This window comes from Salinisphaera sp. (assembly GCF_035690525.1).
GTDB lineage: Bacteria > Pseudomonadota > Gammaproteobacteria > Nevskiales > Salinisphaeraceae > Salinisphaera.
The window spans coordinates 24,335-51,059 of record NZ_DASSKM010000123.1; the positions used below are offsets into that span (position 1 = coordinate 24,335).

The following is a 26,725-nucleotide window of genomic DNA, read 5'->3' on the forward strand; positions in this document are numbered from 1 at the left end:
TTGTTACACGACGCCATTACTTATACTTGAAGATAAGCTTTAGCGAGAGTCTCGGGTGCCAGGTCAGCCGTTTCTACGGCATCATTATCGCGCTGTACTACAACGATCATGCGCCTCCGCATTTTCATGCCAAGTACGCCGGCGACGAAGCGACGATTGCCATTGAAAATGGCGACTTACTCGACGGCAGTCTCAGCAGAAGAGCTCTTCGACTCGTCGAAGAATGGAGAGGTTTGCATCAAAGCGAATTACGAGAGGACTGGCGCTTGGCTCGAACCAGGCACCCGCTCAACAGCATCGAACCCCTGGAGTGATAGCGATGATTCCCAAAGTCAAAGAAGCGAGATACATCCAGGAATACAAACTGTGGTTGAGGTTCAGTGACGGCAAATCGGGGGTCATCGATCTTTCCCGGGAACTGTGGGGCCCGATGTTTGAACCGCTCAAGGATTCGAGCATATTTCGACAAGTGGAGGTTCATCCAGAGTTGGAAACGCTCAGCTGGCCGAATGGTGCCGATTTCGCCCCGGAATTTCTGTACAAACAAGTTGTAGCCGAACAGATCGCTGCGGAACGACAGTAGACCATATCAGCCTGGGAGTAGATTATCGTTCGGCCTTTAGAAACTCATCCGCTCATTTCGTACTCGCCGCATCTCGCGAACAATAGCCGCGAGTGTCTTGCATGAGCGATACTCCCATGGAAGAACTATTCGACGCCGAAACGCCCGATTCAGGCGCTTCGGCGGTTCTGCCGGTCGATACGATTCCAGATGCCGAAGACGCCGGCCTGGCCGATCTCGACCGCGCGCTGGCCCACTGGGCGCGCCGCCACGGCGCCGATCCGCTGGTCGCCCGCGCCTTCGCGCTCGCCAGTTGGGCCGTCGCCCAGGGCCATACTTGCCTGGCGCTGGATCAGATTCCGACCGCGCTGATGAGCGCAGACAATCAGGCCGAACTGCCGGCCGCGCTCGACGCCAGCCCGCTCATCAGCGGCCCGGACGAAATCCGTCCGCTGATTCTCGACCACGGCCGGCTCTATCTACAGCGCTACCACGCCTACGAAACCCAACTAGCCGAACGGCTCCGCGAGTTGATGGCGGCCGAGCCCAACCCGGTGAACGTCGACACGCTCAAACCCGGCAACAGCCTGTTTGCGCTGGATGCGAACGATCCGAACGCTACCAACTGGCAGGCCGTCGCGGCCTTCGTGGCGCTTAGGCACCGTTTCACCGTCATCTCCGGCGGCCCCGGCACGGGCAAGACCTACACCATCGTGCGCCTGTTGCGCGTGCTCATCGAAACGGCGCTGAGCGAGGCCCGCACGCCACCGCTCATCGCCCTGGCCGCGCCGACCGGCAAGGCCGCCGCCCGTATGGTCGAGTCCGTCCGCAAGGGGCTGGACGATATGGCCGCCGACCCGGCGTTCGACCACGCTATCCAGGAATACATCCCGCAGAACGCCCGCACGCTGCACCGCCTGCTCGGTCTGAGCGGCGCGACAACCAAACCGCGCTTCAACGCCGACAATCCGCTGCCCTACGACGTCGTCATCGTCGACGAAGCGTCGATGGTGGATCTACCGATGATGGCCAAGCTGGCGGACGCCATTCGTAACGAAGCGCGGCTCATCCTGCTCGGCGACCGCTACCAGCTCGCCTCCGTCGAATCCGGCTCCATACTCGCCGAAATCTGCGCCAACGCCGGCGTCAATCGCTTCACCGCCGAACAACAAGTCGACACGGGTGGCCTGCTCGTCGAATCGATGGAACCGGCCACGCACGCCCTGGCCGATCACGTCGTCACGCTGCAGACCAGCCGCCGCTTCAACGCCGACAGCACCATCGGCCGCCTCGCCGCCGCCGTGAACGCCGGCGATGTCGACGCCGCACACGCTCTGCTCACCGCCGGCCACGCCGATCTCGTCTATCACGACACCTCGGACGCCGCCACCATCAGCCAACTCATGGACCGACTGGCCGACGACTATGCGAGCCTCATCGAGGCGACCGACCCGACATTCGCCCTGGCCCAGCTTGGCAAACAATGCGTGCTTACCGCCGTACGCCAGGGTCCGGCCGGCAGCGAAACCATCAACGCCGGCATCACCGAACGCCTGGCCCGGCGCTTCGACTTCAACCCAGCGGACGCCTGGTATCACGGGCGACCGGTCATGGTAAGTCGAAATGACTACCGCACCGGGCTCTACAACGGCGACGTAGGAGTTGCCCTACACGGCAAACACGGGCAAATTCGGGTCTGGTTCATGGGGGACAACGGCCTGCGGGCCTTCTTGCCGAGCGCACTACCCGCGCACGATTCCGTGTACGCGATGACCATTCACAAGAGTCAGGGATCCGAGTTCGATACGGTCACGCTCGTGCTGCCGGATTATGACGTGCCAGTCTTGACTCGCGAGTTGTTTTATACGGGGCTTACTCGAGCTCGCAATCAGCTTACCGTTTATGCTGAGCATGGCGCTTTACAACGAACGCTAAACTGGCAAATTTCTCGCGTTTCAGGACTCGCATCGCGCGTGCTTATTGATTGGGAATAGATGATGGCTAAAGCAGCGTTCAAGTACATTTTGATTGGGTTGGACTAAGCACTCATGCATAAACGCCAACGATCAAGCCAAGCCATCGTGCACGCTAATCTCAACCACCAGACGAACGTCAGCAGTGAATAAAAGAGAAAGAATAAGAAAACAGCTTCACTATCAAATAAATTTTCTAAATAACTCCTGTCGTCTTTATGATGAGGGTTATGAAGAGGAAGCTTTACGTATAGCTGTCGCGCTAGAGAATTTAATCAGCCTAAGAAAAAATGCTATCTCTATAGTAAAACATTTGAACTCTGAAAGTATAAAGCTTTATAGCACCGCGGGACAGTTTGATGGCAATAAAGACAATAAGTTTAGGGAAGAGAGCAAGGCTTTCTTACCTAAGGAGAAAATTTCAGGCCCAGAAAATAAAATTCAATTTCTGGACAGCACCTTAATAACTTTAGGTAACACAAAACAAATCAAAAAACAGGAGGATTTGAGAAAGAATATTGACAAAATCATTTTATACCTAGGCTTAGGTACAATGGCGATTGGGACTCGAACGGGAGAGAGTTCTTACTCTGCGAATCTGAAAGATCCCTCTAAAAAGAAAACATCGCGGCTACTACCAATTAGAGAGTGGATGGATGAAATCGTCTTGATCACCAACAGGAAATTTTATGTAACAAGGGAAGAACTAATTGTAGTTGCCAGAAATCAGGACGGAGGAGGACATATCGCGCCGAAGCTTAAAGGTAACAAGCTTAAAGGAGCTTATAAAGAGCTATCGAAAAATGCCGCTATTGGATACTTCTTCAAGAATAAATTCTTGCACTTTTACGGAAATGATCATAAGCGCTTTGGAGCGGAAAAAGTTTCAATTAAAGGTGCTCATTTTATTGCATTAAGACAGATGGCGCATGAAGTTTTGCATAGCCCTGATATCGTTGCGCTACAAGGCCATAGTTTTCATGATGGGGTAAGGGGTCGGGATAACGGTCAGACACGGTAGATTCCAGTTAGGGAATAAAAGGTCAGACACGAGCAATAGCGAGCAATAGGACAAGCAAGACAAGCAATAGCAAGCAATAGCCGGTTCCGGGAGCCGGTTCCGGGGACAGTATACTTATCTTGACCACGTCTTTAGCCCTGATCAGCTTTGCGCACGTCTCAAGATTAGCCCCCTACTCCCGACCGGCGCTGACACCGTCGTCGGCTGAAATCACCTAGTCAAAGCGCGCGAGCTGCTACCCGACTCTCCGCATAGCCGTGGCTATGACGTGACTGCTAGCCAGCGCACTTAGTCTAGCTTGACCGGCGCTTCGCAGTTAGCTCTACGAGTGGTTCTTGCGTTTGTATTTACTGTAGGCCGAGCGAGCTGCGCGTTTTACTTTGGCTTGGTTTTCTGGCTTTTTAAGCCAGCGCTTGGCTTTGCCTAAAAGTCTATTGGCCATTTTCGAGTGCCTTCTGAATAATCGTCAATTCATGTCTATATCTGCGATCGATCAGGCCAGCATTCAACCGTTGTCGTCCGCAAGACCAAGCGCTGAAGACGACCTTGCTTTATCGAGCTTCTGGCCTTGCCAGGCATCGCCGGGTTCCGCTCATACACCGGGCTAACGCGCTGCACGATCTTGTGCGAGAATAAGGGGTCAGACACGATTAACACAGAAGCGCCGGGTTATTGGCCGATATAGCGTCGGAATTGTCTCCGACCCCTTTACGCCCCCTTTACGCCCGGTAAAGCGAGCCACGCCCCGCGGGCTACCGTACGCGCCCGCCAAGTGGGTACGAGGACGTTTGGCCTCGCGTCACCGCTCGCTCGGCGGTTGGCTCATGCCGGCTGAGCATTCGGGTTGACGACTCTCTTGGCGATGTCGTTGAGCTTGTCGTCGGCGCTTTTTTCTTCGCTCAGCGTTTGCTGGAGCAAATGCAGATCTTCCGGGCGATCGAGCAATTCCGCGTAGGTGCCGAGTGTGCCATAGCACGCGATCTCCACGTGCTCGATCTGCTGCGCGGCGGCAATCAAACCTGCGTCTTTTACATCGTGTTGGGCATCGGCGGTCATAACGGCTTCGCCGTCTTTTATCGCGGCTGCGATGGCTTGATTCTGCGGTTCGGCCGGAGCTTGCTTGAAATCCCGTAGAATTTCTTCCAACCGGCGCTGATGTTGGCCCGACTCTTCGAGATGACTTTCGAACGCGCTCCGTAATTCGTCGTGGCTCGCGTTTTCGGCCATGGCCGGCAGCGCGTCCACGATCCTCTTCTCGCCGTTGTGCATTTTTCGCAACGATATCGCGTATAAATCTTTGAGTTCGTTCGCTTTCATGGCGGCTGCTCTCAAGAGTTAAAATCAGCGCCCTGATGCTAAACCCGACGGCAATCGACGAGTAATGAGGCCGCTCCCTAATTTTTATAGGGACCAGGCAATGCTTAAATTACGGGGACAGTATACTTATCTTCACAAAACATAAAGCGAGGCAATCAGCTCCTGAATTACCGATTACTTAACGCCGCGCGATCAGATGCCGGAACCGTTAAACTGTACGATTCCATGTCGCTTCGACGTGGCTGTCCCCGGCGCGACGGTGCGCCCGAGTTTGCAGGCATCAAATGTCCTCCCCCAGCACATCAGAAAACGCTCCCACGGCCTTCTCGGCCATGGGTCTGTCCGACGCGGTAATGAAAGCGTTATCCGACGTCGGTTACGAGACGCCCTCGCCTATTCAGGCAGCCACGATCGGCCCGCTGTTGGCGGGTCGCGATGTGCTCGGTCAGGCACAAACTGGTACCGGTAAGACGGCGGCGTTTGCCTTGCCGATTCTGTCCACCATGCGCTTTGGCAAGGACGCCGGAAAGGAGCCGCGCGCGCTGGTTCTGGCGCCGACGCGTGAGCTGGCCATCCAGGTGGCCGAGGCGTTTCAGCGCTACGCCTCGTACATGCCGGGCTTTCATGTGCTGCCGATCTACGGCGGGCAAGGCTATGGCCCGCAGTTGGCCGCGCTCAAACGCGGCGTGGATGTCGTGGTGGGCACACCGGGGCGCGTGATCGATCATCTCAAACGTGGAACATTGCGTCTGGATCGCCTCGAATGGCTGGTGCTGGACGAAGCCGACGAAATGCTCCGCATGGGCTTTATCGACGACGTCGAGTGGGTGTTCGAGAATACCCCGCCCGAGCGGAAGGTCGCGCTGTTCTCGGCGACCATGCCGAGCGTCATACGCCGGATTGCCAAAACCCATCTGCGCGATCCGCAGGAAGTGACGATCAAGACCCGAACCACCACCGCCGACAATATCCGGCAGCGCTACTGGATCGTGGGCGGCGGCATCAGCAAGCTCGAAGCGCTGACCCGGCTGCTCGAGGCCGAGCCGTTCGACGCGATGCTGATATTCGCCCGCACCAAGAAAGCCACCGACGAACTGGCCGAGAAGATCGCCGCTAGAGGCTATGCCTGTGCGGCGTTGAACGGCGATATCGTCCAGGCTCAGCGCGAGCGCACGATCGCGCAGCTCAAGAACAAGCGGCTCGATATCATTGTCGCCACCGACGTCGCGGCGCGCGGGCTGGACGTGGATCGCATCAGCCACGTCATCAATTTCGATATCCCTCACGATACCGAGTCCTACGTGCATCGCATCGGCCGTACCGGGCGCGCCGGTCGACAAGGCGACGCGATTCTGTTCGTGACGATGCGCGAAAAGCGCCTGTTCAAGAACATCGAACGCGCCACCCGGCAGGCGATCGAACCGATGGACGTGCCGAGCATGGCCGACGTCAATGCGCAGCGCATCGAACGTTTCAAGCAGAGCATTACCGAGACATTGGAAGCCGGCGGCCTGCAACCGTTCACGGATTTAGTGGAGGCGTATCGCGCCGAACACAATGTCGATGCGACCCGGTTAGCGGCGGCACTCGCCCGGCTCGCACAGGGCGGTGAGCCGCTCGTGCTGCAAGCCGTGCCCGTCGACAAGTCGGCCGGACAAACATTTCACGAGACAACGGCCGGCAGCGAAAAGCCGGATCGCAAGAAAAAACCGGCCGCCGGCGCACTGAGCATGGAGACCTTCAGGATCGAGGTCGGCCGCGAACACGGTGTCGAACCGCGCAATATCGTGGGTGCGATTGCCAACGAGGCCGGTGTGGACAGCAAGGATATCGGGCGTATCGCGATCCGCGACGATTTCAGTCTGGTTGACCTGCCCAAGGGGATGCCGGAAGAAATCTTCACGCATCTGAAAACCGTGTGGGTTGCCAACCGCCAGCTCGCGATCAGCCGAGTCAAGAACAGCTTCGGCGCGCCGGCACCCGGGCCTCGCGCGAAATCCGCCAATGCCAAAGACAAGCCGCGCCACAAGAAATCGCTCAAGAAGAAGAAAAAAGCTCAAGCCAAGCGCAAAAGCAAGCCGAAGCCAAAAGCTCAGTAGGTTAGCGAAAGGCTCGGGGCAAGAAGGTATCCAACCGGCCCGCGCCACGGAAAGGCACGAGCGGACAGCAAGAGGCTCGAAGCCTGTACGTGATGAGTTCCAATCTGCTTTGTTTGGCGGCCTTATCGTCCACGGTATACGCCCCGGTTTTACCCCTTCCTCTTGCTGTGAGGAAGACATACTGGCTTCGGCGGTCCGAACTTTTCTTCGTACAACTGGCTGACCCAGTCGATGAAAAGGCGCACGCGCGGGGATAGCTGGCGTCGGTGGGGGTACAGCGCGGTGACCGGAACGCCGGGACCGGCGAAGTCGGGAAGCACTTCGACCAGACGACCATCGTGCAATGCGTCCTCGATGTGAAAGCGGGGCAACTGGATCAGGCCGCAACCGTGCAGGGCGCCGACCACGTAGCTTTCGGCGTAGTTGACCGTCAGCCAGCCCGCGAGGTCGTATTCGCGGATCTTGCCGTCGACAAGGAATTCGAAGGGATAGTCCACGCCGCCGCTCGAGTTGAAAAACTTCACGGCCTGGTGCGAGGACAGTTCGGACGGGTGCCGCGGCGTGCCGAAGCGTTCCAGATAGGCCGGGCTGGCGCAGGTGACTTCGGGGATGACGGCCAGTCGTCGGGCGATGAGGCTGGAATCGCGCGGAGTGCCGCCGCGAATCGCGCAATCGATGCCTTCGCGGACCAGATCGACCAGCCGGTCTTCGCTGCTGATGACGATGTCGATGTGCGGATAACGCTCGCGGAATTCAGTGATTCTCGGCAGCACGATTTCGATGGCGTGGGTGCCGTGCATGTCCACGCGCAAGGTGCCGCGCGGGTCGGCGGCGGCGTGGCGCAACGAGGCTTCGGCGTCGTCCAGTTCGCTCAACACATGCACGCAGCGCTCGTAGAACGCTTGGCCATCGGGTGTCGGGCGTACGTGGCGGGTGGTGCGTTCGAGCAGTCGGGTGCTCAATCGCGCTTCCAGTTGCTTGATGGCGTGGGTGGCCGTGGCGCGCGGGATGTCCAGCATGTCGGCGGCGCGGCTGAAGCTGCGCGCCTCGACGATGCGCGTGAACAAGTGCAGGGCGTTCAGATGATCCATGGGGCAAGAATTGTTATCGATTATTGAATAGTGATGACAATTTTAGGGTATTTATCTCATCTGAAGAAATGACAAGAATGGTCCTGCGCCACGATTTCCACTCGTAGACAGGAGCCGATCATGAACAACCCAATACACAAGAGCGCCATCGTCACCGGGGCATCCGGTGGCATCGGCCAGGCCATCGCGCTGCGTCTGGCGGCTGACGGTTTTGCCGTGGCCGTTCACTTTGCCGGCAATGTCGAGAAGGCCGAAGCCGTGGTGCAGGCCATCGAGGCCGGTAACGGCAAGGCCCTTGCCGTCCAGGGCGATATCAGCGATGCCCAAGACGTGGAGCGTCTGTTTGCGGCAACCCGCCAAGCCTTCGGTCGCATCGACGTGGTCGTCAACAGCGCCGGCATCTTGCCGCTGTCACCGATCAGTGAAGGCGACATGGACGCATTCGACCGCACGATCGCCACCAACCTGCGCGGCACGCATCTGGTCATGGCGCAGGCGACCAATCATCTCGGCGCGGGCGGGCGCATCATCGCGCTTTCTTCCAGCGTGGTGGCCAAGGCGTTTCCGGCCTACGGCGCCTATATCGCCAGCAAAGCCGGTGTGGAGGGTCTGGTGCACGTGTTGGCCAATGAGCTGCGTGGTCGCGACATCACCGTGAATGCCATCGCGCCCGGTCCGGTGGAAACCAACATGTTCCGCGAAGGCAAGTCCGACGAGCTGATTGCGCAGATTGCCCATCAAGCGCCGATGGAGCGCATCGGCCAGCCCGAGGAAATCGCCTCCGCCGTGTCGTTCCTGGCCGGACCGGACGGCGCCTGGGTGAACTCGCAGGTGCTTCGCGTCAATGGCGGATTCGCCTGATTCGGTTGCAGCGCTTTATTCATTCACATCACCAAGGAAAGGGGTCTCATCATGCCTTTCGCCAACTTCAAAGTACCCGCCGGCAGCCTGAACGCCGAACAAAAGGGAAAGATCGTCCATCGCACCACCGACCTGTACGCCGAGATTTACGGCGAGCGGGCGCGCTCGAACACCATGGTTCTCGTCGAAGAAGTGACCGATGGCGGTTGGGGGATCGGCGACAACGTCCTGACGCTGGCCATGCTGCAGGATGACGCGTGACCCCTGCTTTCACGCAGGGCCGCATCCACGGATGGCCGAGCAACGGATGCAACCGTTGCACGGTTGTCACATTTTGCCGAGTTTAATCGTCCTTCACGTCACACCCATTGAGGAGACTTTTCATGTCCCATACTGCGATACCTGACACATTCACTCTCGGAGATCGGCCCGTTAAACGCCTCGGCTATGGCGCCATGCAGCTGGCAGGCCCCGGCGTATTCGGCCCGCCGAAGGATCGTGACGCGGCCTTGGCCGTGCTGCGCGAAGCCGTTGATTCGGGTGTGAACCACATCGACACCAGCGATTTCTACGGCCCACACGTCACTAACCACTTGATCCGCGAAGCGTTGGCGCCGTATCCGGACGATCTCGTCATCGTCACCAAGATTGGTGCGCGGCGTGACGAAACGGGCGCCTGGCTGCCCGCTTTTTCGGCCGACGAGCTGACCCAGGCCGTACACGACAACCTGCGCAACCTCGGGCGGGACGTGCTGGATGTGGTCAATCTGCGCATCATGTTCGACGCCCACGGCCCCGCCGAAGGATCGATCGAAGAGCCGTTGACGGCGCTGGCCGCGTTGCAGCAGCAGGGTCTGGTGCGCCACATCGGGCTGAGCAATGTTACGCCTGCCCAGGTCGCCGAAGGCCGTGGAATTGCCGAGATCGTCTGTGTGCAGAACCACTACAACCTGGCGCATCGTGACGACGACGCCCTGATCGACGACCTGGCCCGTGACGGCGTCGCCTACGTGCCGTTCTTTCCGCTGGGCGGGTTCAACCCGTTGCAATCGTCCACGCTGGACGAGGTGGCCAAACGACTCGACGCCACGCCGATGCAGGTGGCGCTGGCGTGGCTGCTGCAACGCTCGCCGAACATCCTGTTGATTCCCGGCACCTCGTCCGTGACGCATCTGCGCGAGAACATCGCTGTTGCCACACTGACGCTGCCTGAAGACGCATTGCTCCAACTGGACGGAATGGCTTCATAAACTTGATCGGGTTCGTTGCCGGCAAGTTCTGCGGTTTCGGCCATTCGACGGCGCGAGGCGGGATCCAGCCTCGCGCCGTTAAAAGGATATTTCGCCAGCGAAAGGGCGCCCCCGAACGGGTACGGGCGAAGTCCGTCGCCGCTCAGGCCGCCGCGTGTTTCATCGCCGCCAGCGCCCGCTGATGCGTGGCGTGGATGTTGTCGCGTTCCGGGCGGCTGCCCTCGGCCACGCATTGTAGCCACTCGTCGGTGCTCAGCACGGCGGCGAAGTTCGACTGCTGAACCACGGCGAACACACGGTGGATTTCCTCGGCCGTGGCCGCACCCGCACGGTTGGCGTACGGCACGCTGCCCGAGGCGTCGCTGAGGAATTCCACGTCGAGGCCCGCATCGACTGCGTGCTTGATTGTGGTGTCGTCGCAATTGTGGCTCATGTAACCGACCACGGCGAGCGTATCGACGCGCTGCTGCCGCAGCCAGTGGCCCAGGTCGGTGCCGGCAAACGCGCTGGCCAGTTTCTTCTGCACGAAGTGGTCCCGCGGGCGGCTGGCCACCACATCATGCAACCGCCAGCCATCCGAGCCTTCGGCAAACAGCGGCGCCGCCTGCGGCGACATCTGCTGTACCACGACCACCGGAATACCGGCATCGCGAGCGGCGTCCATGGCCTTGCCGATGTGGCGCAGCGAGTCATCGACCGGCGGATATTCGATTTGCAGACCGCCGGTAACGTACTCGTTCTGCACGTCGATGACGACGAGGGCCCGTTTCGGCTGTTGGCTGTTGTTGGGCTGAGTCATGACGACATCTCCTTGATGTTGAGGACACTGTGTCCCGGGAGTCGTCATCATCCGCCACCTGCGGCATCGCCAATAGTGGCCTGTATGCCATATTTAGTTATAATCGGGCCAAATCGCCAAACCCTCATGTCATGCGTGCAACATCCGTGGCCATTGCCGCCTTCGACGATATCCGCCCGTTCCATCTATCCGTGCCCTGTGCGGTGTTCGGCGAACCGGCCGGCATCGAGCCGCCGCCGTTCGACGTGCGCGTATGCACCGCCGAGCCCGGCGAACTGCGCAGCCAGATCGGTTTCAGCATCAGCACGGACTACGGCCTCGACGACCTGGCGCAGGCGCACATCGTGGTGGTGCCGTCATGGCGCGATCCGCACGAACCGGCGCCGAAAGCGCTGCTGGCGGCGCTGCAACAGGCGCACGCACGCGGCGCGTTGATCGTGGGCTTGTGCCTGGGCGCCTACGTGCTGGCCGAAGCCGGTTTGCTCGACGGCCGTCGCGCCACCACGCACTGGCGCTGGGCGGAACCGTTCGCGCAGCGCTTTCCGCGCGTTTCGGTCGATGCGGACGTACTGTATGTGGACGAGGGCGACGTGCTGACGTCGGCCGGCACTGCCGCCGGTATCGACTGCTGCCTGCACGTAGTGCGCAAGCAACTCGGGGCGAACGTGGCCGCACGTATCGCCCGTACTCTGGTGGTGCCGCCGCATCGACAAGGCAGCCAGGCGCAATTCATCGAGCAACCGGTATTGCCAACAACGGACGACGGGCCGCTGGCGCAGACGCTGGACTGGGTGGTGCGCCACCTCGATCAGCCGCACAGTCTGGACTCGCTGGCCGCAAAAACGCTGATGAGCCGGCGCAGCTTCACCCGTCATTTTCGCAAGCAAACCGGCACCAGCGTCGGACAATGGCTGCTCGGGCAACGATTGGCGCTGGCCCAGCGCCTGCTGGAAACCACGGCACAACCGATCGAGCGGGTCGCCGAACGCGCCGGCTTCGGCTCCACTCTGTCGATGCGCCAGCATTTCGGCACGGTCTTCAACACCACGCCGTCGATGTACCGGCGGGAGTTTCGCGGAAGCTCGGGTGGCGCTCAGCGATCGGCCGTCACAAGATGATAACGGTTCGGCACCCAGGCACAGCCGTCACCCTGCGGAAATTCCGGTACAGTATATTTATCTTCACGAAACAGACCGGCAACGTGAGTTTCAATTGGCTTTGCGGCGCCGTGATACCTACGACATAGCCTGGGCTTGCTGAACCCGGTGCGCCATCTCCTTGGCGGCATCTTCGGCCGACATGTCTTTGTTGTTGTAGAACTTGGCGATCACGTCGAAGATCGCCCCCTTGACCGCGCCTGTTTCGGCCATGTCCTGGGAGAAGGTGGGCACGAGGGCATCGTTCTTCTTGGCGGTGATGAAGTCTTTTTTCGCTTTGTGGGCGCAGGCGTCGAAGCCCTCGAGGGAGACATCCTGGCGCACCGGAATCGAGCCCTTGGCCTTGTTGAACTTGCGCTGGAACTCGGGCGACAGCGCGGTGCGCGCGAACGCGTACTGGGCGTTCTTGTCGGAGTTCGAATGCGCGAACATTTCGAAGCTGTCGGATTGATAGCTGTATCCCGTGTACGCCCCGGGGAAAGCGATACAGGCGATTTCTTTACCGGGTGTGGCATCGGCGTTGGTGATTTCGCCCTTGGCCCAATCGCCCATGATCTGCATACCAGCCTCGCCCTGCACCACTTCGCCGGTGTCGTGGTTCCAGGACAAGCCTTGCGCATTCGGATCCGTGTATTGCTGGATCGTGCGCAGATGCTGTAACGACTTGATCATGGCGTCGCTCGACAATGCATCCGGATCGAGATCGACAAAGGCCTTGCGATAGAAATCGGGGCCGCCGGCCGCCAGGGCGATCGCGTCGAGTTCGGTCGCGACCTGCCAGGTATTGCCGCCGCCGGCGATCGGGGTTATTCCGGCCTGCTTGATTTTTTTAAGCGCGGCGACCAACGAGTCCCAGTCCGTCGGCATTTGGGCGCCGGCCTTGTCGAGCACCGACTTGTTGATCCACAGCCAGTTGGTGCGATGAATATTGAACGGCACCGCGACATAGTGCCCGTCGCACTTCATATATTTCGACACCGCTTCGGGCAGAACCTGATTCCAGTTGCCCTTCTCGGCCACCGGATCGATGTTCATGGTGAGCCCGGTGTTGCACCACTGCTGGATCTGCGGGCCCTTGATCTGGGCCACGCCCGGCAGATTGCCCGACTGGATGCGCGATTTGAGCACGGTGCGGGCATTCGAGCCGCCGCCGCCGGATACCGCGTCGTTGACCATCTTGTAGCCTTGATCCGCCAGCATCTGCTCCAGAATGTTCATGGACTTGGCCTCGGAGCCCGAAGTCCACCAATTGAGGACGCTGACCGTTCCTTTCGTGGGCGCGGCTATCGCCGTGCTGCCGATTGCCATGGCGGTCACGGACAGACCGATAGTCATGCCCCTGCGCAGAATATGCCGGTTTGCCATGAGTTCCTCCTTGATGCACCGGCCCAGCAACGGGTCGTGCCGTTTTATTGGTTTTTCCGTTCATACGCGGGTGATGCGAGTATTCAACCTTCGGACAAGTGCCTGCCGGGCGCAACGACACGAAAGTCGGACAAAGGCGCGGAACGTCGCCTGCAGGGCACCTAAGGAAACCCTCCGCCGGCCGGGCCGTTACTGCCGCGCCGGAATGATTGCCCCCATGATGCCCGCGACGTTCGCTAACCGCCCCAAGAGCCGGCGCCGCCACGCTAAAGTAAGGCCATGAATTTTCGACTCCAGGATCGAGTCATGACCAATACAGAACAACGCCCTTTCGCCGTCGTGACCGGCGGCAACCAAGGTATCGGCTACGAATTGGCCGCCCAGTTCGCGCTGAACGGGCACGATGTGCTCATCAGCGCGCACGGCGACGGCCTTGATGAAGCGGCGAAACAGCTGGCCGAGCACGGCACGACGATCACAACCGCGCGGGCCGATCTGACGGAATACGACGGCGTGGAGCAGCTTTATGCCGCGATCCGCGACGCCGGCCGCCCGGTGGACGCAATCGCGTTGAACGCCGGGCTCGGCCTGGGCGGGCATTTCGTCGGCGGGACGAGGCTCGAGGACGAACTGCGGCTGATCGCGCTGAACGTGACATCCACGGTGCATCTGGCCAAGCGGGTCGCGACCGACATGGTCGAGCGCGGCGCCGGGCGAATCCTGATCGTATCCTCGATCTCGGGCACCACCCCGACCCCATTCGAAGCGGTTTATGGCGGCACCAAGGCATTCGGGCTGTCGTTCGCCGAGGCGATTCGCAACGAATTGGCCGAACATGGAGTCGGCGTAACCGCTCTATTGCCCGCTCAGACCCGGACCAATTTCTTCCATCGCGGCGATATGGACGATACCGCGATCGGCGCCGGCGACAAGAACGACCCCACCGAGGTCGCCCGCCAGGGTTACGAGGCCCTGATGGCCGGCAAGGACAAGGTCGTCGGCGGCGATATTTCGGCGCAAATCAAGGGCAACGTCACGAACAAGATATTGACCGAGGAGCAAAAAGCGAACGCGCATCATAAGCTGGCCCGACCCGGTTCCGCGGACGCCTCGGATGCGGAGCGATGCCCGAGCGAGATTGCCCGTGCTATAGCGAGAACGGCCACGGCCTGCTCGCCCACTGATATCTTGTCCATGATCAATCACTGCGAGAGTGCTACATGAACGAAGCACGGTCCCCGCAACACCGGGAACAGGCGAGCCATTACCGCTGGGTCGTGGTCGGCCTTCTATTCGCGATCATCGTCATTAACTATATCGATCGTTCGGCCATTTCCTACGCGATCGCCCCGATGGCCAAGGAGATCGGGATCGACACTTCGCAGCGCGGCCTGATACTGGGCGCGTTCGGCATTGGCTATGCGCTGACCACGTTTCTGGGCGGCCTCCTGGTCGACCGATTCGGCGCGCGCATCGTGCTGGCGGTGTCGGTGGCGCTGTGGGTGATCTCGATCGGCGGCACCGGCTTGGTTCAAGGCTTTACCCTCGCTCTGGTGGCGCGCGCCGCACTCGGCGTGGCCGAGGGGCCCATGTTTCCGGGCATGACCGGGGCGATCAGCCGCTGGCTTTCACCACGAGAACGCGGCCAGGCCATGGGTTCGTCGTTGACCGCGGTGCCGGTGGCGCTGGCGATCGGCGCGCCGGTGGTGTCCACCCTGATCACCTGGCTGGGCTGGCGCGGCATGTTCTATATCCTGGCGCTGCTCAGCTTCATCTGGCTGCCGCTGTGGTGGTTCCTGTTCCGCGACCAGCCGGAGCAGTCGTCGTGTGTCAACAAGGCCGAGCTCGAAAAGATACGCGTGCGCGGTGACATGACGGACCAACCGGACGACGAGCGCGATACGAACGAACGCGTGCCCGCGCGCGCCGACGGCGCCACATCGACCTCCTGGCGCCGGCTGGCCACCAACCCGACGCTGCTCGCCAATTACTGGGCGTTCTTCGTGTTCGGCTATTTCCTGTTCTTTTTCATGACCTGGCTGCCGGGCTATCTCGAAAAAGCCTTTCATCTGAGCGTTTCGGCCGTGGGCTGGTTTTCGGTGGTGCCGTGGGCCGCGGCCGCGGTGGCACTGTACGTTCTGGGCCATTTTTCCGATCGGCTGCTCAAGCGCACGCATCGACTGCGCCCGTCGCGCAGCTATCTGATCGCCGGCACGCAGGCGCTCGCCGCGGTCGCGATCGTGCCGGTGGCGTTTTCCTCAAGCCTGACGCTGTCGCTGATCCTCATCACGGTGGCCCTGGCCGCATCGATGGGCGCGAATTCGGCCTACTACACCGTCAACGTCGATATCGCGCCGGACCGCGCGGCCACCGCGCTCGGCATCATGGACTTCGGCTTCGCCATCGCCGGCTTTCTGGCGCCGGCGATCACCGGCTGGGTGGTCGGCAGCCAGGGCAGCTTCGACAAGGCGTTCTTCCTGATGGCGGCGCTGGCCGCGTCGTCGGTGATCATCACGCTGATTTTCCACCGCCCGGACGCCCACGCGATCGGTCATCCCTACGCGGACGACCGACAGCATTGACGTTTGCCGCGAAGGTGGCGGGTTGATTCGCTTCCCCTACCCCGGAGCGGTCTCAGATTCGTTTTCGCGTGGTCCGCTGTAAGGCGACCGCAATCAGCACCATGATGGGGATGATTTCCAGGCGACCCATCCACATCACGACCATGAGCGTGAGTTTGCCCGGAATGCTCAGCGAGGGACCGACCAGTCCGGCGGTCAGCCCGACGTTCGACTGCGCCGAGAACACATCGAAGATGGTGATCTGTAACGGCGTCGTATCCGGTACCGAATAGGTCATAACCAGAACCGCGGTCGCGCTGACGAGGAACCAGCCGTAGGTTAGAGTGGTCGCGGCTTGTACGCGCGAGTTTGCGTCGTCCTTGGCTAGCGCTTCGCCGTCAAAAGTCAGACGGACGATCTCATGCGGACGGCGTGTGATTTCAGCCAGCCGCCATACGATCGATTTATAAAGCAGTACAAGACGCAGCATCTTGAGTCCACCGCCCGTCGAGCCGGCAGTCGCCCCAACGAGCATGACCAGCGACATCATGAATAGCGCGCCCGGATGCCAGTGCGCCAGCGAAGCGCTCTGAAAACCGGTGGTCGTAGCCGCCGAAACCCACTGCAGAACGCTGTCGAGCCAGCTGGTCCGGTACAGGATGAAGTTGTTGGCCGCCAGCGCGAGAGCACCCAGCACCAGTATGAACCAGAACAGTTTCTGTTCCGAGCTGCCGAACCAGCCTTGTATCGGCCGGCGTTCGCGAACGGCGTGATAGTGGGCATAGAAACCGATCGCGCCGGCGATCATGATCGGTAAGTAAAGGAGTTTTGCCAACGGCGTCGACGACATCAAACTGTCGCCGGTGATGGCGAAGCCGCCAGTAGCGATGGCCGTCATTCCCTGATTGATCGCGCGCCAGATCGGGACCTGGCCGAGCCAGAGCAAGCCGATGCCAAGGCCGGTGTAAACGACATAGATCGACCAGATCGCCCGTGCCGTCGAGCGGACCGACGGCAGCAACTTCTGCTCTCTGCTTTCGGAGTAATAGAGCTCCAGTGCGCTGTGTCGGGGCGGCAGTATCGACAACAACAGCACGATCACGCCCACGCCGCCGATCCATTGCGACAGACTACGCCACCACTGCAGATAATGCGGCAGTCGGTCGGCGCGAAGCACGCTCATGCCCGTGCCGGTAAATCCCGATAAGGATTCGAACATTGCGTTGATCACCGGGATACCGCGGCCGATGATAAACGGCAGAGTACCGACGGCCGATACCGCCAGCCATGCGAGAGCTGCGATCAACATGGCGTGGCGAGCCTGGGTAGGCGTATGGCCGCGCGCCGGCCAGTACAAACCCTGGCCGAGTACGAAACCGGCCGCCGCTGTCCAGGCGAACGCTTGCATGCCTGAATATTCGTCGAAAACAACGCAAACCGGCATCGAAAAAAGCGCCATGAGCGCCGGCACGTGGAGTAGCAGACCCACACCCCGACAGACAGGCTGGAGCAGAACGGATTGTTGGTTGCGCACCGCGTTATTCGTCTTGATCCGCAAACAAGGTCAGATCGTCCTGGCTCAACGGCGTGGCGCTGAATACGAGCAGGTTGTCGCCGCCCCTGAGCTGCTTGTCTTCACGCGGAAACAATTGTTGATCGTCGCGTTCGATGAGCACGATGCAACTGTTTTCCGGCAAGGCCCGATCGTCATCGATCTCGCCCAGGGTACGATCCGCCAGGATGGACCCGGCGTCGAGTTCGATCTCATAGATGACGCCGTGACCGCTTAACGAAGTCACGGTCTCGCCGCCCGGATGCACGACCAGATCGAGCAGATGACGCGCCGCCAGAATCTCCGGATCGACCAGCGTACTGACACCCAATCGGTCAAACAGAGGCTTGCGATGATTCGAATTAACCGTGCTGATCAAACGCGGAATCTCGTATTCCTGGCCGAGCACCATGGCCATGAGGTTGATCGAATCATCTGCGGTGGTCGCGACCAGCGCGTCCGCCTGGCTGGCACCGGCCTCGTCGAGAATATCCTCCTCGCCGATGGTGGCATGCAACACCTGGGCGTCGTACGTCTGAGCGCAGTGCTCGGCCCGCTCTTCGTTGGACTCGATCAACACCACGTCATGCCTGACCTCGAGTGCCAGCCGGACCAGATACTCACCGACTTGTTCGGCACCTACCACGATAATGTGCATGGCCTGTTCGCTTTACAAAAAAATCGGTCAAAGATAGACGGTAAGAGCTGGGTGATCATGGGCCAGCCGATTCAGTCACGATAATCTCTGCACTCGCGGCCTGTCGATGCGAGCTATTAACCCGGCACCAAAACAGCTGAAATGTCAGCTGTTTTCAACGCCCCCGAAAATCAAGGCCGGCATATGTCCATCCTTGATTTTCAAGTGCTTCGCGGCCGATGGCCGCGACGAGCACAAGAGCGATCCAGGCGATCCGGATTTCGGATCGTACGCGGCCGACGAGCAGTCGTATCCAGTTGTCGGACCCGGACGTCGGATTCAATCCGGCCCGATCTCCGCATTACTTGGTGCTCGGCGCCCGGCCGGTGTCTATGCAGACAGCCGTGCGACGCGCCCGATCGTCAGCCCCTGAACGCCGATCGAAAAAACGACCACGATATAGGTCATGCCGACGATGATATTGCGGGCGTCACCAGCGGGCAGCGACAATGCCAACGCGACCGAGATACCGCCACGCAGACCGCCCCAGGTCAGAATCTTGATCGTATGCGGAGCCATCGTACGTCGCAGCCGAAGCAATCCGATCGGTACCGCCACCGACAGCGCCCGCGAGCCAAGAATGATCGGGATCGAGATCAGCCCGGCGATGATAGCGCCGCTGGAAAAGGGCACTTGCAGCACTTCCAGTCCGATCAGCACGAACAGCACGGCGTTGAGGATCTCGTCGATCAATTCCCAGAAAGTGTCGACGTGCTCTCGCGTATGCGACGACATGGCCAGCCCCCGCCCCGGGTTGCCGACCAGCAGACCGGCGGAAACCACCGTCAGCGGCCCCGATATGTGCAGAGCCTCGGCGGCGGCATAGCCTCCGGTAACCAGCGCCAGAGTGACGATGACTTCGACTTTATACTCGTTGATACCGCGGAGCAGTATGAAGGCGATACCGCCAATCAATATTCCAAACGCGATACCGCCCACGGCTTCTTCAGCGAATAGCCGAGCCACATGGCCCGGCTCGAGCGCGGCGCCGCCGGTGCCACTGGCAATCTGGATGAGCAAGGTAAACATCACGATCGCGATTGCATCGTTGAAAAGCGACTCCCCGGTAAACTGAGTTTCCAGTGTTTTGGGAACACCCGCCTGGCGCAGAATAGCCAGCACTGCCACCGGATCGGTCGGTGAAATGAGCGCGCCGAAGATAAAGCAGTAGATCGGCTCTACGCCGATACCCAGCCAGATGAACACGCCCCAGATCACGGCCCCGATCAAGAGTGTCGAGGCCGTCAGCGCGATGGTCGTCAGCAGGACCACCACGACCGCCTCTCGTTTGAGATCGCGCAGATTGATCTGCATCGAACCGGCAAAAAGCAGACCGCCCAGCATGGCATCGAGTAGCGCATGGTTGAAATTGATCTCGCCGACCAGTTTCCCGGCCCGGGTCATATCGGCCACCCCCAACCACGAGGCTGTCTGCATGGCCAGCGAGACCGCAAGGGCCAAAAGCATGACACCGATGGCCGACGGCAGCCCGATGAAGCGCTGATTGCACCACGCAAAAAGCGCGGTCAGCGTCATCAATATGCCGATCAATTGGAAAACGCTCAGGGTCATGCCGTCTCCAGGAAACCGTGCCGTCCCGACCCCGTAACCGTGGTCCGCGGTTCGTTCCCGGGCGAGCACGTAACCATACAGATCGAATTGACGACGGCAACCGACTAACAAACGACTACGCCCGAACAACCCAATATAGCAGCGGCCTGGGTGCGCTGGGCCTCCGGCTGTGAAGCCGAGCCCGGCGACCACCCCATCATCCGTGCGCGCCAGCGACGAAAACGGCCATCGCCGGCCCGAGGCTGTGCCTGGAGCGACCACGGCTGCCTCTACACGCCGTCATTGCACATCCGGTGCGGAGCATGGCCGGTTAGGCACGACCGGACGTCCAGGCCTGGCCGACACCGACACGGCCGGATCCGCTCGAGACCGCGACGGCGCTTTTTAGAAGCTGAAGACGACATCGGCCTGGAGCAACTGCTCGTCCTCGGTCGTGCGCTTGCTCTGACTGTTGTAGTAATCCAGCCCGAGTTCGACGGCATCGTTGAGCGCATAGCTCAGCGCGACTTCGTGCCCTTTCATGGCCGTTGCGCCGCCCAGGCGATCGGAGTCGGGGAACGTGTCCGGTACCGCGTTGGCATCCAGATCGCCGTAGAGATACTTCATCGCCCACTTATTCCACCCGACCTTGGCGCCCAAGGCATAGCCGGTGTCGGCGCCGACGCCGCTATGTATGTTCTTGACGTATTCCCCGATCAGCGAGGCCTTGCCGCCGGCGCCGAAGCGGGTACCGATCTGGCCGTTCACGTCGATCACGGAGAACTGGGTCGTGGTGTTGGTGCCGGCGCTGTAGTCCGGATTGAAGGTGCCCGGCTGGGCCGTGTTCTCGTAGCCATAGTAGGTGCCGGCCAGCGATGCGAACAAGTTGTCGCTTTCGAAATGCTGGCCGCCCTGTACGTAGTACAGGTAAGGATCGCTCGAATTGCCGGAAAATTCCTGAAGCACCCAGACGCCGCTGTTTAGAAACGTCGTGCCGACGGCCGTGTCGCTATGTAAATGAACCGACGCGCCCTCGGGATTGATGTCGCCGTCCCAGATCAGATCGGTCGGCATCCAAAGATAGTCGCCGAACTTGAACTTGCCGCCAATGCCTTCGATGTAGTCGTTGAATTTATAGGCCGCGTAGGCGTAATCGAGCCGGATCGGCTTGGAGCTAAAGTCGTCGCCGAAGGTTTGATTGGTGGAACGCGGATCGTCGCCACCGCTGGCAATCCCGGCGCCGACTTCCAGATTGGCGATCGGAGCGGCGATGATGCCCAGCCGGTAACGCAGTCGTCCGCGATTGCGGGCGATATTGTGCCCGGCGGCGTTTTGGCGCGTGCTGTTGTCGTTGTATTCGTAGCGCAGGCGCAGATCGCCGGTGAACTTGATCTTGTCGAGCCAGGATAGCTCATCGAAACGATCCTCGACGCTCTGACGAAAATCGGCGGTATTGGCATCATTGTCCAGTGTCGTCGGGATCGATGTATCCGTGCCGGCGTTGGTATCCGCCATCGACGACATCCGATTGCGCCCCTCCTCGGCGGCAGCGGCCTTGAGTTGGTTGAACTGCGTATCGGTGATGCTGCCGTTGGCGTGCATCATCTGAATCAGTTTCATAGTCGTGCTTTGGGCGGAGGCCGGGGCCGCGATTAGCAACGATGCGGCGACGAGCGTTGATCCGACGGCAACGCCGAACTGGCCGGCGCGCGCGCGCGGGGTCGGCGCCGACACAGCATCGGCGAGCGGATTCCTCATATTGAACTCCCTGCTAGTTGAGATTCGGCGCCAGGCCCTGGAGCCGTGGCTCAACACGCAAGTTATTCGCACGCCGTGTCAGTTCGATGACCGAAAGGTGAACGTTTTGTGACACTGGATATCGGTCGCAGCCAAAGCGCGGCGTGCAATACGGCCGGGGACAGCGATTGAACCCGGCTTTGGATCAGCCGGCCGAACCGTTAGGGAGCTGGACCATTTATGCCTGGCCCGGGCAGTGTTTACGCCGCGCTGTCGGCCACGACACGCTGACGAGGGAAAACAGCGGCAAAGGTCGAGCCCACGCCCGGCGTGCTGTCGATCACGAGTTCGGCCTCGTGATGTTCGAGGCCGTGTTTGACGATGGCGAGCCCGAGACCGGTGCCGCCGTCGGAGGCCCCGCGCCCCGGATCGATCCGGTAGAAGCGCTCGGTCAATCGCGGCAGATGCTCGGCCGCGATGCCGGGCCCGTCGTCGCTGACCGCGAGCCGGGGCGCACCATTGCGCCCGTGCCAGCGTACGGTCACATGGCCGCCGGCCGGCGTGTAGCGCAGCGCATTGGCCACGAGGTTGGAGATCACGCTTTCGATTTCGGCCGGGCGCCCGAACAGCGACAGCCCGTTCTCGACATCGATCTCGATCTCGTGCCGGCCTTCGTCGGCCCTGCGAAAATCCTCGGCCAGCCGCCGGATCATGGCCGGCACGTCGATGACCTCCTGCGCCTGCGCCAGCCCCTCGCTTTCCAGCCGCGCCAGGCGCAGCAGGCTGTCGATGATGCGCCCCATGCGCGCGGACTGCGCGTCCATCTCGCGAATCGGCACCCGCCAAGCCGCCAGCTCACCGGCATCGACCGCCTCTTCCTTCATCATCTCCAAATAGCCGCGTAGCACCGTCAGCGGCGTGCGCAGTTCGTGCGAGGCGTTGGCGGCGAAATCGCGGCGCGTGGATTCGAGGCGTTTTTGCTCGCTGATGTCGCGTGCGACGAGCAGCCGTTGGCCGTCGCCGTAGGGCACGATGCGCAGCGACAGCGTATCGGCATCGTTGACCGGCGACGGCACCTCCAGCGGCGCGCCCGTTTGATCGGCCCCGGTGAGAAATGCGGCGAACCGCGGGTGGCGTACCAGATTGACGATCCGCTGGCCGTTGTCCTGCCCGGCCCGTAGCGCGAGCAGCGCGGCCGCTGCATTATTGAACCAGACGATACGGCCGCGGCCGTCGATGACCACCGCGCCGTCGGGCAGCGCCGCGGTCGAGGCCTGAAATTCGCCGACGATGCTCTTGAGCCGTTTCTTTCGGCGGCGGTTGCGCTGCTTGAGCCGGAACAGCTCGGTATAGATCTCCCGCCAGACGCCGAACCCGTCGCGCGGCTCGACCCGTGCCTGGGTCAGCCAGCGATGCAACTGATAGGCGAAAAACAGATGACCCGCCGTATAGATCGCCAGCGCAACCAGCAGCGCAAGCGTGACACGGTGGAACAACAGCCCGATCAACGCGGCAAACGCCAACCAAGCGGCCAATCGCATTCCGGCCATCCACCAGACACGGCGCATGTCGTTGGCCGGCGCATTCATGCCGGCAGGCTACACCGGTTTAAGGGAAAACCGGTAGCCGCTGCCGCGCACCGTCTGGATGAAACCGTCGAAACCGTGCGGCGCGAGCGCCTTGCGCAGCCGGCGGATATGCACATCCACCGTGCGCTCTTCGACATAGACATTCTGACCCCAGACGCGATCGAGCATCTGCTCGCGGCTGTAGACCCGCTCCGGATTGCTCATGAAAAAACGCAGCAGACGATATTCGGTCGGCCCCAGCTTGACCGAGGTATCGCCGACCGTGACGCGCTGGCTCGCGGCGTCGAGAATGAGGCCGTCGAGCTCGAGCGTTTCATCCTCGCCGCCCGGCAGACTGCGGCGCAGCACCGCGCGTACGCGGGCAATCAGTTCCGAGGACGAGAACGGCTTGGTCACGTAGTCGTCGGCGCCGAGATTCAGCCCCCGCACACGATCGTTCTCGTCGACCCGCGCGGTGACCAGAATGATCGGCAGATTCGCGGTCAGTTCGTCGCGACGCCATTCCCGCGCCAGTTCCACGCCCGACACCCCCGGCAACATCCAGTCCAACAGCACCAGATCGGGCCGTCGCTCGGCGATCGCGAGCCGGGCCGCCTGGGCGTCGGGCGCCTCGGCCACCGAGAAATCGGTGCGCTCGAGCGCGAACCGGATCATGTCGCGAATGGGGGCTTCGTCCTCGACGACGAGTATGTGCTTGCTTGCCATGGCGAACGATCACATCGGGCTTGTGTCGATGTTATGAACGCAATATGACACCCGTGTGACACAGAGCGCGCCCGCCTGGGCTCACGCCGCCTCGCCCAAGCCCGCCTCGACGATTTCGCGGGTATTGTCCGACAATTCTGCCGCGCCGATTCGGGCCAATGCGTCGCGCATGCCCGACGCATAGGGTTCGGCGTAGCGGCGCCACGGCGCCAGTAGACCGGCCAGCGCCGCCGCAAGCTGGGGATTGAGCGAATCGAGCCGCAGAATCTCGTCGGCCACCAACCGATAGCCGGCGCCGTCCTCGCGATGGAAAGCCAACGGGTTGCCGCGCACGAACCCTCCGATCAACGCGCGCACGCGGTTCGGGTTGGTGAAATCGAAGCGGGCGTCGCCCAGCAAATCACGCACCCGGGCCACGGCGTCGCCGTCCTCGGTGGCCGCGGTCAGCCGCAGCCACTTGTCCATCACCAACGGATAATCGGCGAAGCGGTGCGCGAACGCGGCGCGTACGGCATCGCGATCCTCGCCCGGCAGGTCCTGCAACGCGTTAAGCGCGGCCATGCGGTCGGTCATGTTGTCGGCGCGCTCGAATACCTCACGCGCGCGCTCGCGAATTGCCGGCGTATTCAGGCCGGCCAGATAATCCAGCGCGGTGGCGAATACCCGCCGGCGCCCCGCCGCGTCCCGGTCGAAGACATAGTCACCGCGCGGCGCGTGGGCATCGACGAGCGCCCATAGCTCGGTCTCGAACCGCACCGCGATCCGGCGCTTGACGTGGCGCCGCCCGGCCTCGACCGCGGCCACGTCGATCGCCTCGAACGCCTCGCCGATCTGAGTCGCGCTCGGTAGGCTCAGCATTTCCGCCAGCAGCGCTCGGTCTTCGGGCGGATCGGCCACAAGCGTGGCGATCGCCTCGATCACGCCGGCGCCCAGCTCGGGCATGGGTCCGGCATTCCGGTGGGCGCTCACCGCGACCTTGAGCGTGGCCATGTACAGGCTCTGGGCGGCGTCCCAGCGCGACACCGGGTCCGAATCGTGCGCCATCAAGCGCACGAGCGCGGCTTCGTTCTGGTCGAACTCCAGTCGCACCGGCGCGGTCAGACCGCGCAGTACCGATACCGTGGGCGCTTGGTCGAGAGCCTCGAACACGAAGGTGTCGCGCTGTTTGTCGAGCCGCACGATTTCGGGTTCGCGGACGACGCGCCCGGCATCGTCGAACAGCGCGACCGACACGGGTATATCGAAGTTCGGCTTGCTCTTCTGGCCCGGCGTAGCCGGCGTGGCCTGGGCCATTTCCAGCGTCAGACGACCGTCGTCGTAGCGCGATACGACACGCAGGCGCGGCGTGCCGGCAAAGCCGTACCAGTGGCGGAACTGGGCCAAATCCAGCCCAGTCGACTCTTCGACGGCGGCCACGAAATCATCGATCGTCACGGCCTGACCGTCGTGCTTGTCCAGATAGTGCTTGACCGCCGTGGTAAAGGCGTCGCGGCCGGCCATCCGGGCCATCATGCGGATCAGCTCGGCGCCCTTCTCGTACACCGTGATGGTGTAGAAGTTGTTCATCTCCACATACGATTCGGGCCGTACCGGATGGGCTCTGGGGCCGGCGTCCTCGGGGAACTGAACATCCCGGATCATGCGCACCTGCTCGATGCGGGTGACGCCGGGCGAGCCGTGGTCGATGGCAAACTGGTGCTCGCGATAGACCGTCAATCCTTCCTTGAGCGAGAGCTGGAACCAGTCCCGGCAGGTGACGCGGTTGCCGGTGTAGTTATGAAAGTACTCGTGGGCGACCACATCGCGCACGCGGGCGAAATCGCCGTCGGTCGCGGTGTTTTGGTGGGCGAAGATGCAGGCGGTGTTGAAGATGTTGAGGCTTTTGTTCTCCATCGCGCCCATGTTGAAGCTGCCCACGGCCACGATCACGAAGGAATCGAGGTCGTATTCCAGACCGTAGGTAGCTTCGTCCCAGGCCATCGCGTCCTTGAGCGAAGCCATGGCGTGATGGCACTGATCCTCGTTGCCGTGTTTGGTATACACGCGCAGCGCCACCGCGCGGCCCGAGGCAGTGGTGAAGGTATCGCGGATCACGCCGAGATCCCCGGCGACCAGCGCGAACAAATAGCAGGGCTTGGCGAACGGGTCGTCGTATACGGCGTAATGGCGCCCGTGGTCCGCCTCGCCCGATTCGATGCAGTTGCCGTTGGACAGCAGCACCGGATAGCGCGCGGCGTCGGCCTCCACGCGCGTGGTGTAGCGCGACATCACGTCCGGCCGATCGGGAAAATAGGTGATGCGCGAGAAACCGGTCGCCTCGCACTGCGTGCACAGAATCGTGCCCGAGCGATACAGCCCTTCCAGCGACAGATTGCGCTCGGGATCGATCTCGGTGACGACCGTGAGCGTGAAACGATCCGGCAGACCGTCCAGCCACAGGCCGGTCGCAGTGATTTCCAGGGCTGCGTCGGCCACGGGTTCATCGTCGACGGCGATGCTCAGCAAGCGAAGCTCGCGGCCGTCGAGCCACCAGCGATCTCCCTCGCCGATTACCTGCGGGTTGCGGCGCACCGAATGGCGGGCGGTGACCCGGATCACGCCATCGCGGATATCAAAATCCAGATCCACGGTATCGATGAGATAGATCGGCGGCCGATAGTCGGCGCGATACTTGCGCTGAGAGTTGCCGGTCATGGATTGACTCCAAAGAAGGCTAAATACAGACGAAAGCTATCCGCAGATGAACGCAGACTCACACAGATAAAAAAGAGCTTCGTCTTATCTATATTAAATCTGCGTCTATCTGCGTTGATCTGCGGACAAATTCTTATCTTCAGA

22 protein-coding genes are annotated in these 26,725 nt (G+C 61.2%); 11 read left to right on the forward strand and 11 right to left on the reverse strand.

Annotated elements, in window-relative coordinates; genetic code table 11:
• Window positions 1-26 precede the first annotated feature (26 nt).
• The 4 genes from VFJ08_RS09170 to VFJ08_RS09185 all read left to right on the forward strand — a co-directional run bounded on the left by VFJ08_RS09170 (window position 27) and on the right by VFJ08_RS09185 (window position 3,556).
• Complete coding sequence (locus tag VFJ08_RS09170) at window positions 27-314, forward strand: DUF4160 domain-containing protein (protein WP_324996896.1); 288 nt, start codon at window positions 27-29, stop codon at window positions 312-314.
• A gap of 5 nt (window positions 315-319) precedes the next feature.
• Window positions 320-583 (forward strand): DUF2442 domain-containing protein, encoded by a 264-nt coding sequence (locus VFJ08_RS09175; protein WP_324996897.1) that lies wholly within the window; start codon window positions 320-322, stop codon window positions 581-583.
• Between the two features lie 101 nt (window positions 584-684).
• Window positions 685-2,556, forward strand: coding sequence for an exodeoxyribonuclease V subunit alpha (recD, locus tag VFJ08_RS09180; protein WP_324996898.1), 1,872 nt, complete (start codon window positions 685-687; stop codon window positions 2,554-2,556).
• A 124-nt stretch (window positions 2,557-2,680) separates the two neighbouring features.
• Entirely contained in the window at window positions 2,681-3,556 is an 876-nt protein-coding gene (locus VFJ08_RS09185) for a hypothetical protein (RefSeq protein ID WP_324996899.1), read from the forward strand.
• 822 nt (window positions 3,557-4,378) lie between these two features.
• Here the strand turns inward: VFJ08_RS09185 and VFJ08_RS09190 are convergent.
• Window positions 4,379-4,873: a ferritin-like domain-containing protein gene (locus VFJ08_RS09190; protein WP_324996900.1), complete on the reverse strand. Its 495-nt coding sequence runs from the start codon at window positions 4,871-4,873 to the stop codon at window positions 4,379-4,381.
• A gap of 284 nt (window positions 4,874-5,157) precedes the next feature.
• Between VFJ08_RS09190 and VFJ08_RS09195 the strand changes: the two genes are divergently transcribed.
• On the forward strand, window positions 5,158-6,972 hold the full coding sequence (locus tag VFJ08_RS09195; RefSeq protein WP_349256983.1) for a DEAD/DEAH box helicase: 1,815 nt from the start codon (window positions 5,158-5,160) through the stop codon (window positions 6,970-6,972).
• Between the two features lie 149 nt (window positions 6,973-7,121).
• On the opposite strand, the gene VFJ08_RS09200 is transcribed toward VFJ08_RS09195, so the two are convergent.
• Entirely contained in the window at window positions 7,122-8,063 is a 942-nt protein-coding gene (locus VFJ08_RS09200) for a LysR family transcriptional regulator (protein ID WP_324996902.1), read from the reverse strand.
• 120 nt (window positions 8,064-8,183) lie between these two features.
• Here VFJ08_RS09200 and VFJ08_RS09205 point away from each other — a divergent pair, with 120 nt between their 5' ends.
• The 3 genes from VFJ08_RS09205 (at window position 8,184) to VFJ08_RS09215 (ending at window position 10,174) form a co-directional block, all read left to right on the forward strand.
• Window positions 8,184-8,924 carry an SDR family oxidoreductase gene (locus VFJ08_RS09205; RefSeq protein ID WP_324996903.1) on the forward strand — a complete coding sequence of 247 codons (741 nt, stop codon included), beginning with the start codon at window positions 8,184-8,186 and terminating at the stop codon, window positions 8,922-8,924.
• A gap of 51 nt (window positions 8,925-8,975) precedes the next feature.
• Window positions 8,976-9,185 carry a 4-oxalocrotonate tautomerase family protein gene (locus VFJ08_RS09210; RefSeq protein WP_324996904.1) on the forward strand — a complete coding sequence of 70 codons (210 nt, stop codon included), beginning with the start codon at window positions 8,976-8,978 and terminating at the stop codon, window positions 9,183-9,185.
• A gap of 122 nt (window positions 9,186-9,307) precedes the next feature.
• Window positions 9,308-10,174: an aldo/keto reductase family oxidoreductase gene (locus tag VFJ08_RS09215; protein WP_324996905.1), complete on the forward strand. Its 867-nt coding sequence runs from the start codon at window positions 9,308-9,310 to the stop codon at window positions 10,172-10,174.
• A 142-nt stretch (window positions 10,175-10,316) separates the two neighbouring features.
• Here the strand turns inward: VFJ08_RS09215 and VFJ08_RS09220 are convergent, their stop codons facing one another.
• Entirely contained in the window at window positions 10,317-10,973 is a 657-nt protein-coding gene (locus VFJ08_RS09220) for a cysteine hydrolase family protein (RefSeq protein ID WP_324996906.1), read from the reverse strand.
• A gap of 131 nt (window positions 10,974-11,104) precedes the next feature.
• Between VFJ08_RS09220 and VFJ08_RS09225 the strand changes: the two genes are divergently transcribed.
• Window positions 11,105-12,091 carry a GlxA family transcriptional regulator gene (locus tag VFJ08_RS09225; protein WP_324996907.1) on the forward strand — a complete coding sequence of 329 codons (987 nt, stop codon included), beginning with the start codon at window positions 11,105-11,107 and terminating at the stop codon, window positions 12,089-12,091.
• Between the two features lie 117 nt (window positions 12,092-12,208).
• Here VFJ08_RS09225 and VFJ08_RS09230 read toward each other — a convergent pair whose 3' ends face one another.
• The gene (locus VFJ08_RS09230; protein ID WP_324996908.1) at window positions 12,209-13,495 is read right to left on the reverse strand and encodes an ABC transporter substrate-binding protein; all 1,287 of its coding nucleotides are present in this window, start codon (window positions 13,493-13,495) and stop codon (window positions 12,209-12,211) included.
• A 306-nt stretch (window positions 13,496-13,801) separates the two neighbouring features.
• Between VFJ08_RS09230 and VFJ08_RS09235 the strand changes: the two genes are divergently transcribed.
• Together VFJ08_RS09235 and VFJ08_RS09240 are read left to right on the forward strand one after the other, a co-directional pair.
• Window positions 13,802-14,719 (forward strand): SDR family NAD(P)-dependent oxidoreductase, encoded by a 918-nt coding sequence (locus tag VFJ08_RS09235; RefSeq protein ID WP_324996909.1) that lies wholly within the window; start codon window positions 13,802-13,804, stop codon window positions 14,717-14,719.
• Entirely contained in the window at window positions 14,716-16,077 is a 1,362-nt protein-coding gene (locus tag VFJ08_RS09240) for an MFS transporter (RefSeq protein WP_324996910.1), read from the forward strand. Before VFJ08_RS09235 ends, VFJ08_RS09240 begins: the two co-directional genes overlap by 4 nt.
• Window positions 16,078-16,129: 52 nt before the next feature.
• Here VFJ08_RS09240 and VFJ08_RS09245 read toward each other — a convergent pair whose 3' ends face one another.
• From VFJ08_RS09245 to pepN, 7 genes are all read right to left on the reverse strand, one after another.
• The gene (locus VFJ08_RS09245) at window positions 16,130-17,464 is read right to left on the reverse strand and encodes a TrkH family potassium uptake protein (protein ID WP_324996911.1); all 1,335 of its coding nucleotides are present in this window, start codon (window positions 17,462-17,464) and stop codon (window positions 16,130-16,132) included.
• A 130-nt stretch (window positions 17,465-17,594) separates the two neighbouring features.
• Window positions 17,595-18,266: a TrkA family potassium uptake protein gene (locus VFJ08_RS09250; RefSeq protein WP_324996912.1), complete on the reverse strand. Its 672-nt coding sequence runs from the start codon at window positions 18,264-18,266 to the stop codon at window positions 17,595-17,597.
• Between the two features lie 369 nt (window positions 18,267-18,635).
• Window positions 18,636-20,069 carry a sodium:proton antiporter gene (locus VFJ08_RS09255; RefSeq protein ID WP_324996913.1) on the reverse strand — a complete coding sequence of 478 codons (1,434 nt, stop codon included), beginning with the start codon at window positions 20,067-20,069 and terminating at the stop codon, window positions 18,636-18,638.
• 192 nt (window positions 20,070-20,261) lie between these two features.
• Window positions 20,262-21,476 carry a putative porin gene (locus VFJ08_RS09260; protein ID WP_324996914.1) on the reverse strand — a complete coding sequence of 405 codons (1,215 nt, stop codon included), beginning with the start codon at window positions 21,474-21,476 and terminating at the stop codon, window positions 20,262-20,264.
• Between the two features lie 377 nt (window positions 21,477-21,853).
• Window positions 21,854-23,182: a phosphate regulon sensor histidine kinase PhoR gene (gene phoR / locus VFJ08_RS09265; protein ID WP_324996915.1), complete on the reverse strand. Its 1,329-nt coding sequence runs from the start codon at window positions 23,180-23,182 to the stop codon at window positions 21,854-21,856.
• 9 nt (window positions 23,183-23,191) lie between these two features.
• Window positions 23,192-23,887, reverse strand: a complete 696-nt coding sequence (gene phoB / locus VFJ08_RS09270; RefSeq protein WP_324996916.1) for a phosphate regulon transcriptional regulator PhoB — start codon at window positions 23,885-23,887, stop codon at window positions 23,192-23,194.
• An 81-nt stretch (window positions 23,888-23,968) separates the two neighbouring features.
• Window positions 23,969-26,581: an aminopeptidase N gene (gene pepN, locus VFJ08_RS09275; RefSeq protein ID WP_324996917.1), complete on the reverse strand. Its 2,613-nt coding sequence runs from the start codon at window positions 26,579-26,581 to the stop codon at window positions 23,969-23,971.
• Window positions 26,582-26,725: the final 144 nt, after the last annotated feature.

Coding starts and splice junctions, on each gene's coding strand:
- VFJ08_RS09195 (WP_349256983.1), top strand. CDS start 5,158: ATGTCCTCCCCCAGCACATCAGAAAACGCTCCCACGGCCTTCTCGGCC.
- VFJ08_RS09250 (WP_324996912.1), bottom strand. CDS start 18,266: ATGCACATTATCGTGGTAGGTGCCGAACAAGTCGGTGAGTATCTGGTC.
- VFJ08_RS09200 (WP_324996902.1), bottom strand. CDS start 8,063: ATGGATCATCTGAACGCCCTGCACTTGTTCACGCGCATCGTCGAGGCG.
- pepN (WP_324996917.1), bottom strand. CDS start 26,581: ATGACCGGCAACTCTCAGCGCAAGTATCGCGCCGACTATCGGCCGCCG.
- VFJ08_RS09245 (WP_324996911.1), bottom strand. CDS start 17,464: ATGCAAGCGTTCGCCTGGACAGCGGCGGCCGGTTTCGTACTCGGCCAG.
- VFJ08_RS09190 (WP_324996900.1), bottom strand. CDS start 4,873: ATGAAAGCGAACGAACTCAAAGATTTATACGCGATATCGTTGCGAAAA.
- recD (WP_324996898.1), top strand. CDS start 685: ATGAGCGATACTCCCATGGAAGAACTATTCGACGCCGAAACGCCCGAT.
- VFJ08_RS09225 (WP_324996907.1), top strand. CDS start 11,105: ATGCGTGCAACATCCGTGGCCATTGCCGCCTTCGACGATATCCGCCCG.
- VFJ08_RS09175 (WP_324996897.1), top strand. CDS start 320: ATGATTCCCAAAGTCAAAGAAGCGAGATACATCCAGGAATACAAACTG.
- VFJ08_RS09260 (WP_324996914.1), bottom strand. CDS start 21,476: ATGAAACTGATTCAGATGATGCACGCCAACGGCAGCATCACCGATACG.
- VFJ08_RS09210 (WP_324996904.1), top strand. CDS start 8,976: ATGCCTTTCGCCAACTTCAAAGTACCCGCCGGCAGCCTGAACGCCGAA.
- phoR (WP_324996915.1), bottom strand. CDS start 23,182: ATGAATGCGCCGGCCAACGACATGCGCCGTGTCTGGTGGATGGCCGGA.
- phoB (WP_324996916.1), bottom strand. CDS start 23,887: ATGGCAAGCAAGCACATACTCGTCGTCGAGGACGAAGCCCCCATTCGC.
- VFJ08_RS09205 (WP_324996903.1), top strand. CDS start 8,184: ATGAACAACCCAATACACAAGAGCGCCATCGTCACCGGGGCATCCGGT.
- VFJ08_RS09235 (WP_324996909.1), top strand. CDS start 13,802: ATGACCAATACAGAACAACGCCCTTTCGCCGTCGTGACCGGCGGCAAC.
- VFJ08_RS09240 (WP_324996910.1), top strand. CDS start 14,716: ATGAACGAAGCACGGTCCCCGCAACACCGGGAACAGGCGAGCCATTAC.
- VFJ08_RS09215 (WP_324996905.1), top strand. CDS start 9,308: ATGTCCCATACTGCGATACCTGACACATTCACTCTCGGAGATCGGCCC.
- VFJ08_RS09220 (WP_324996906.1), bottom strand. CDS start 10,973: ATGACTCAGCCCAACAACAGCCAACAGCCGAAACGGGCCCTCGTCGTC.
- VFJ08_RS09230 (WP_324996908.1), bottom strand. CDS start 13,495: ATGGCAAACCGGCATATTCTGCGCAGGGGCATGACTATCGGTCTGTCC.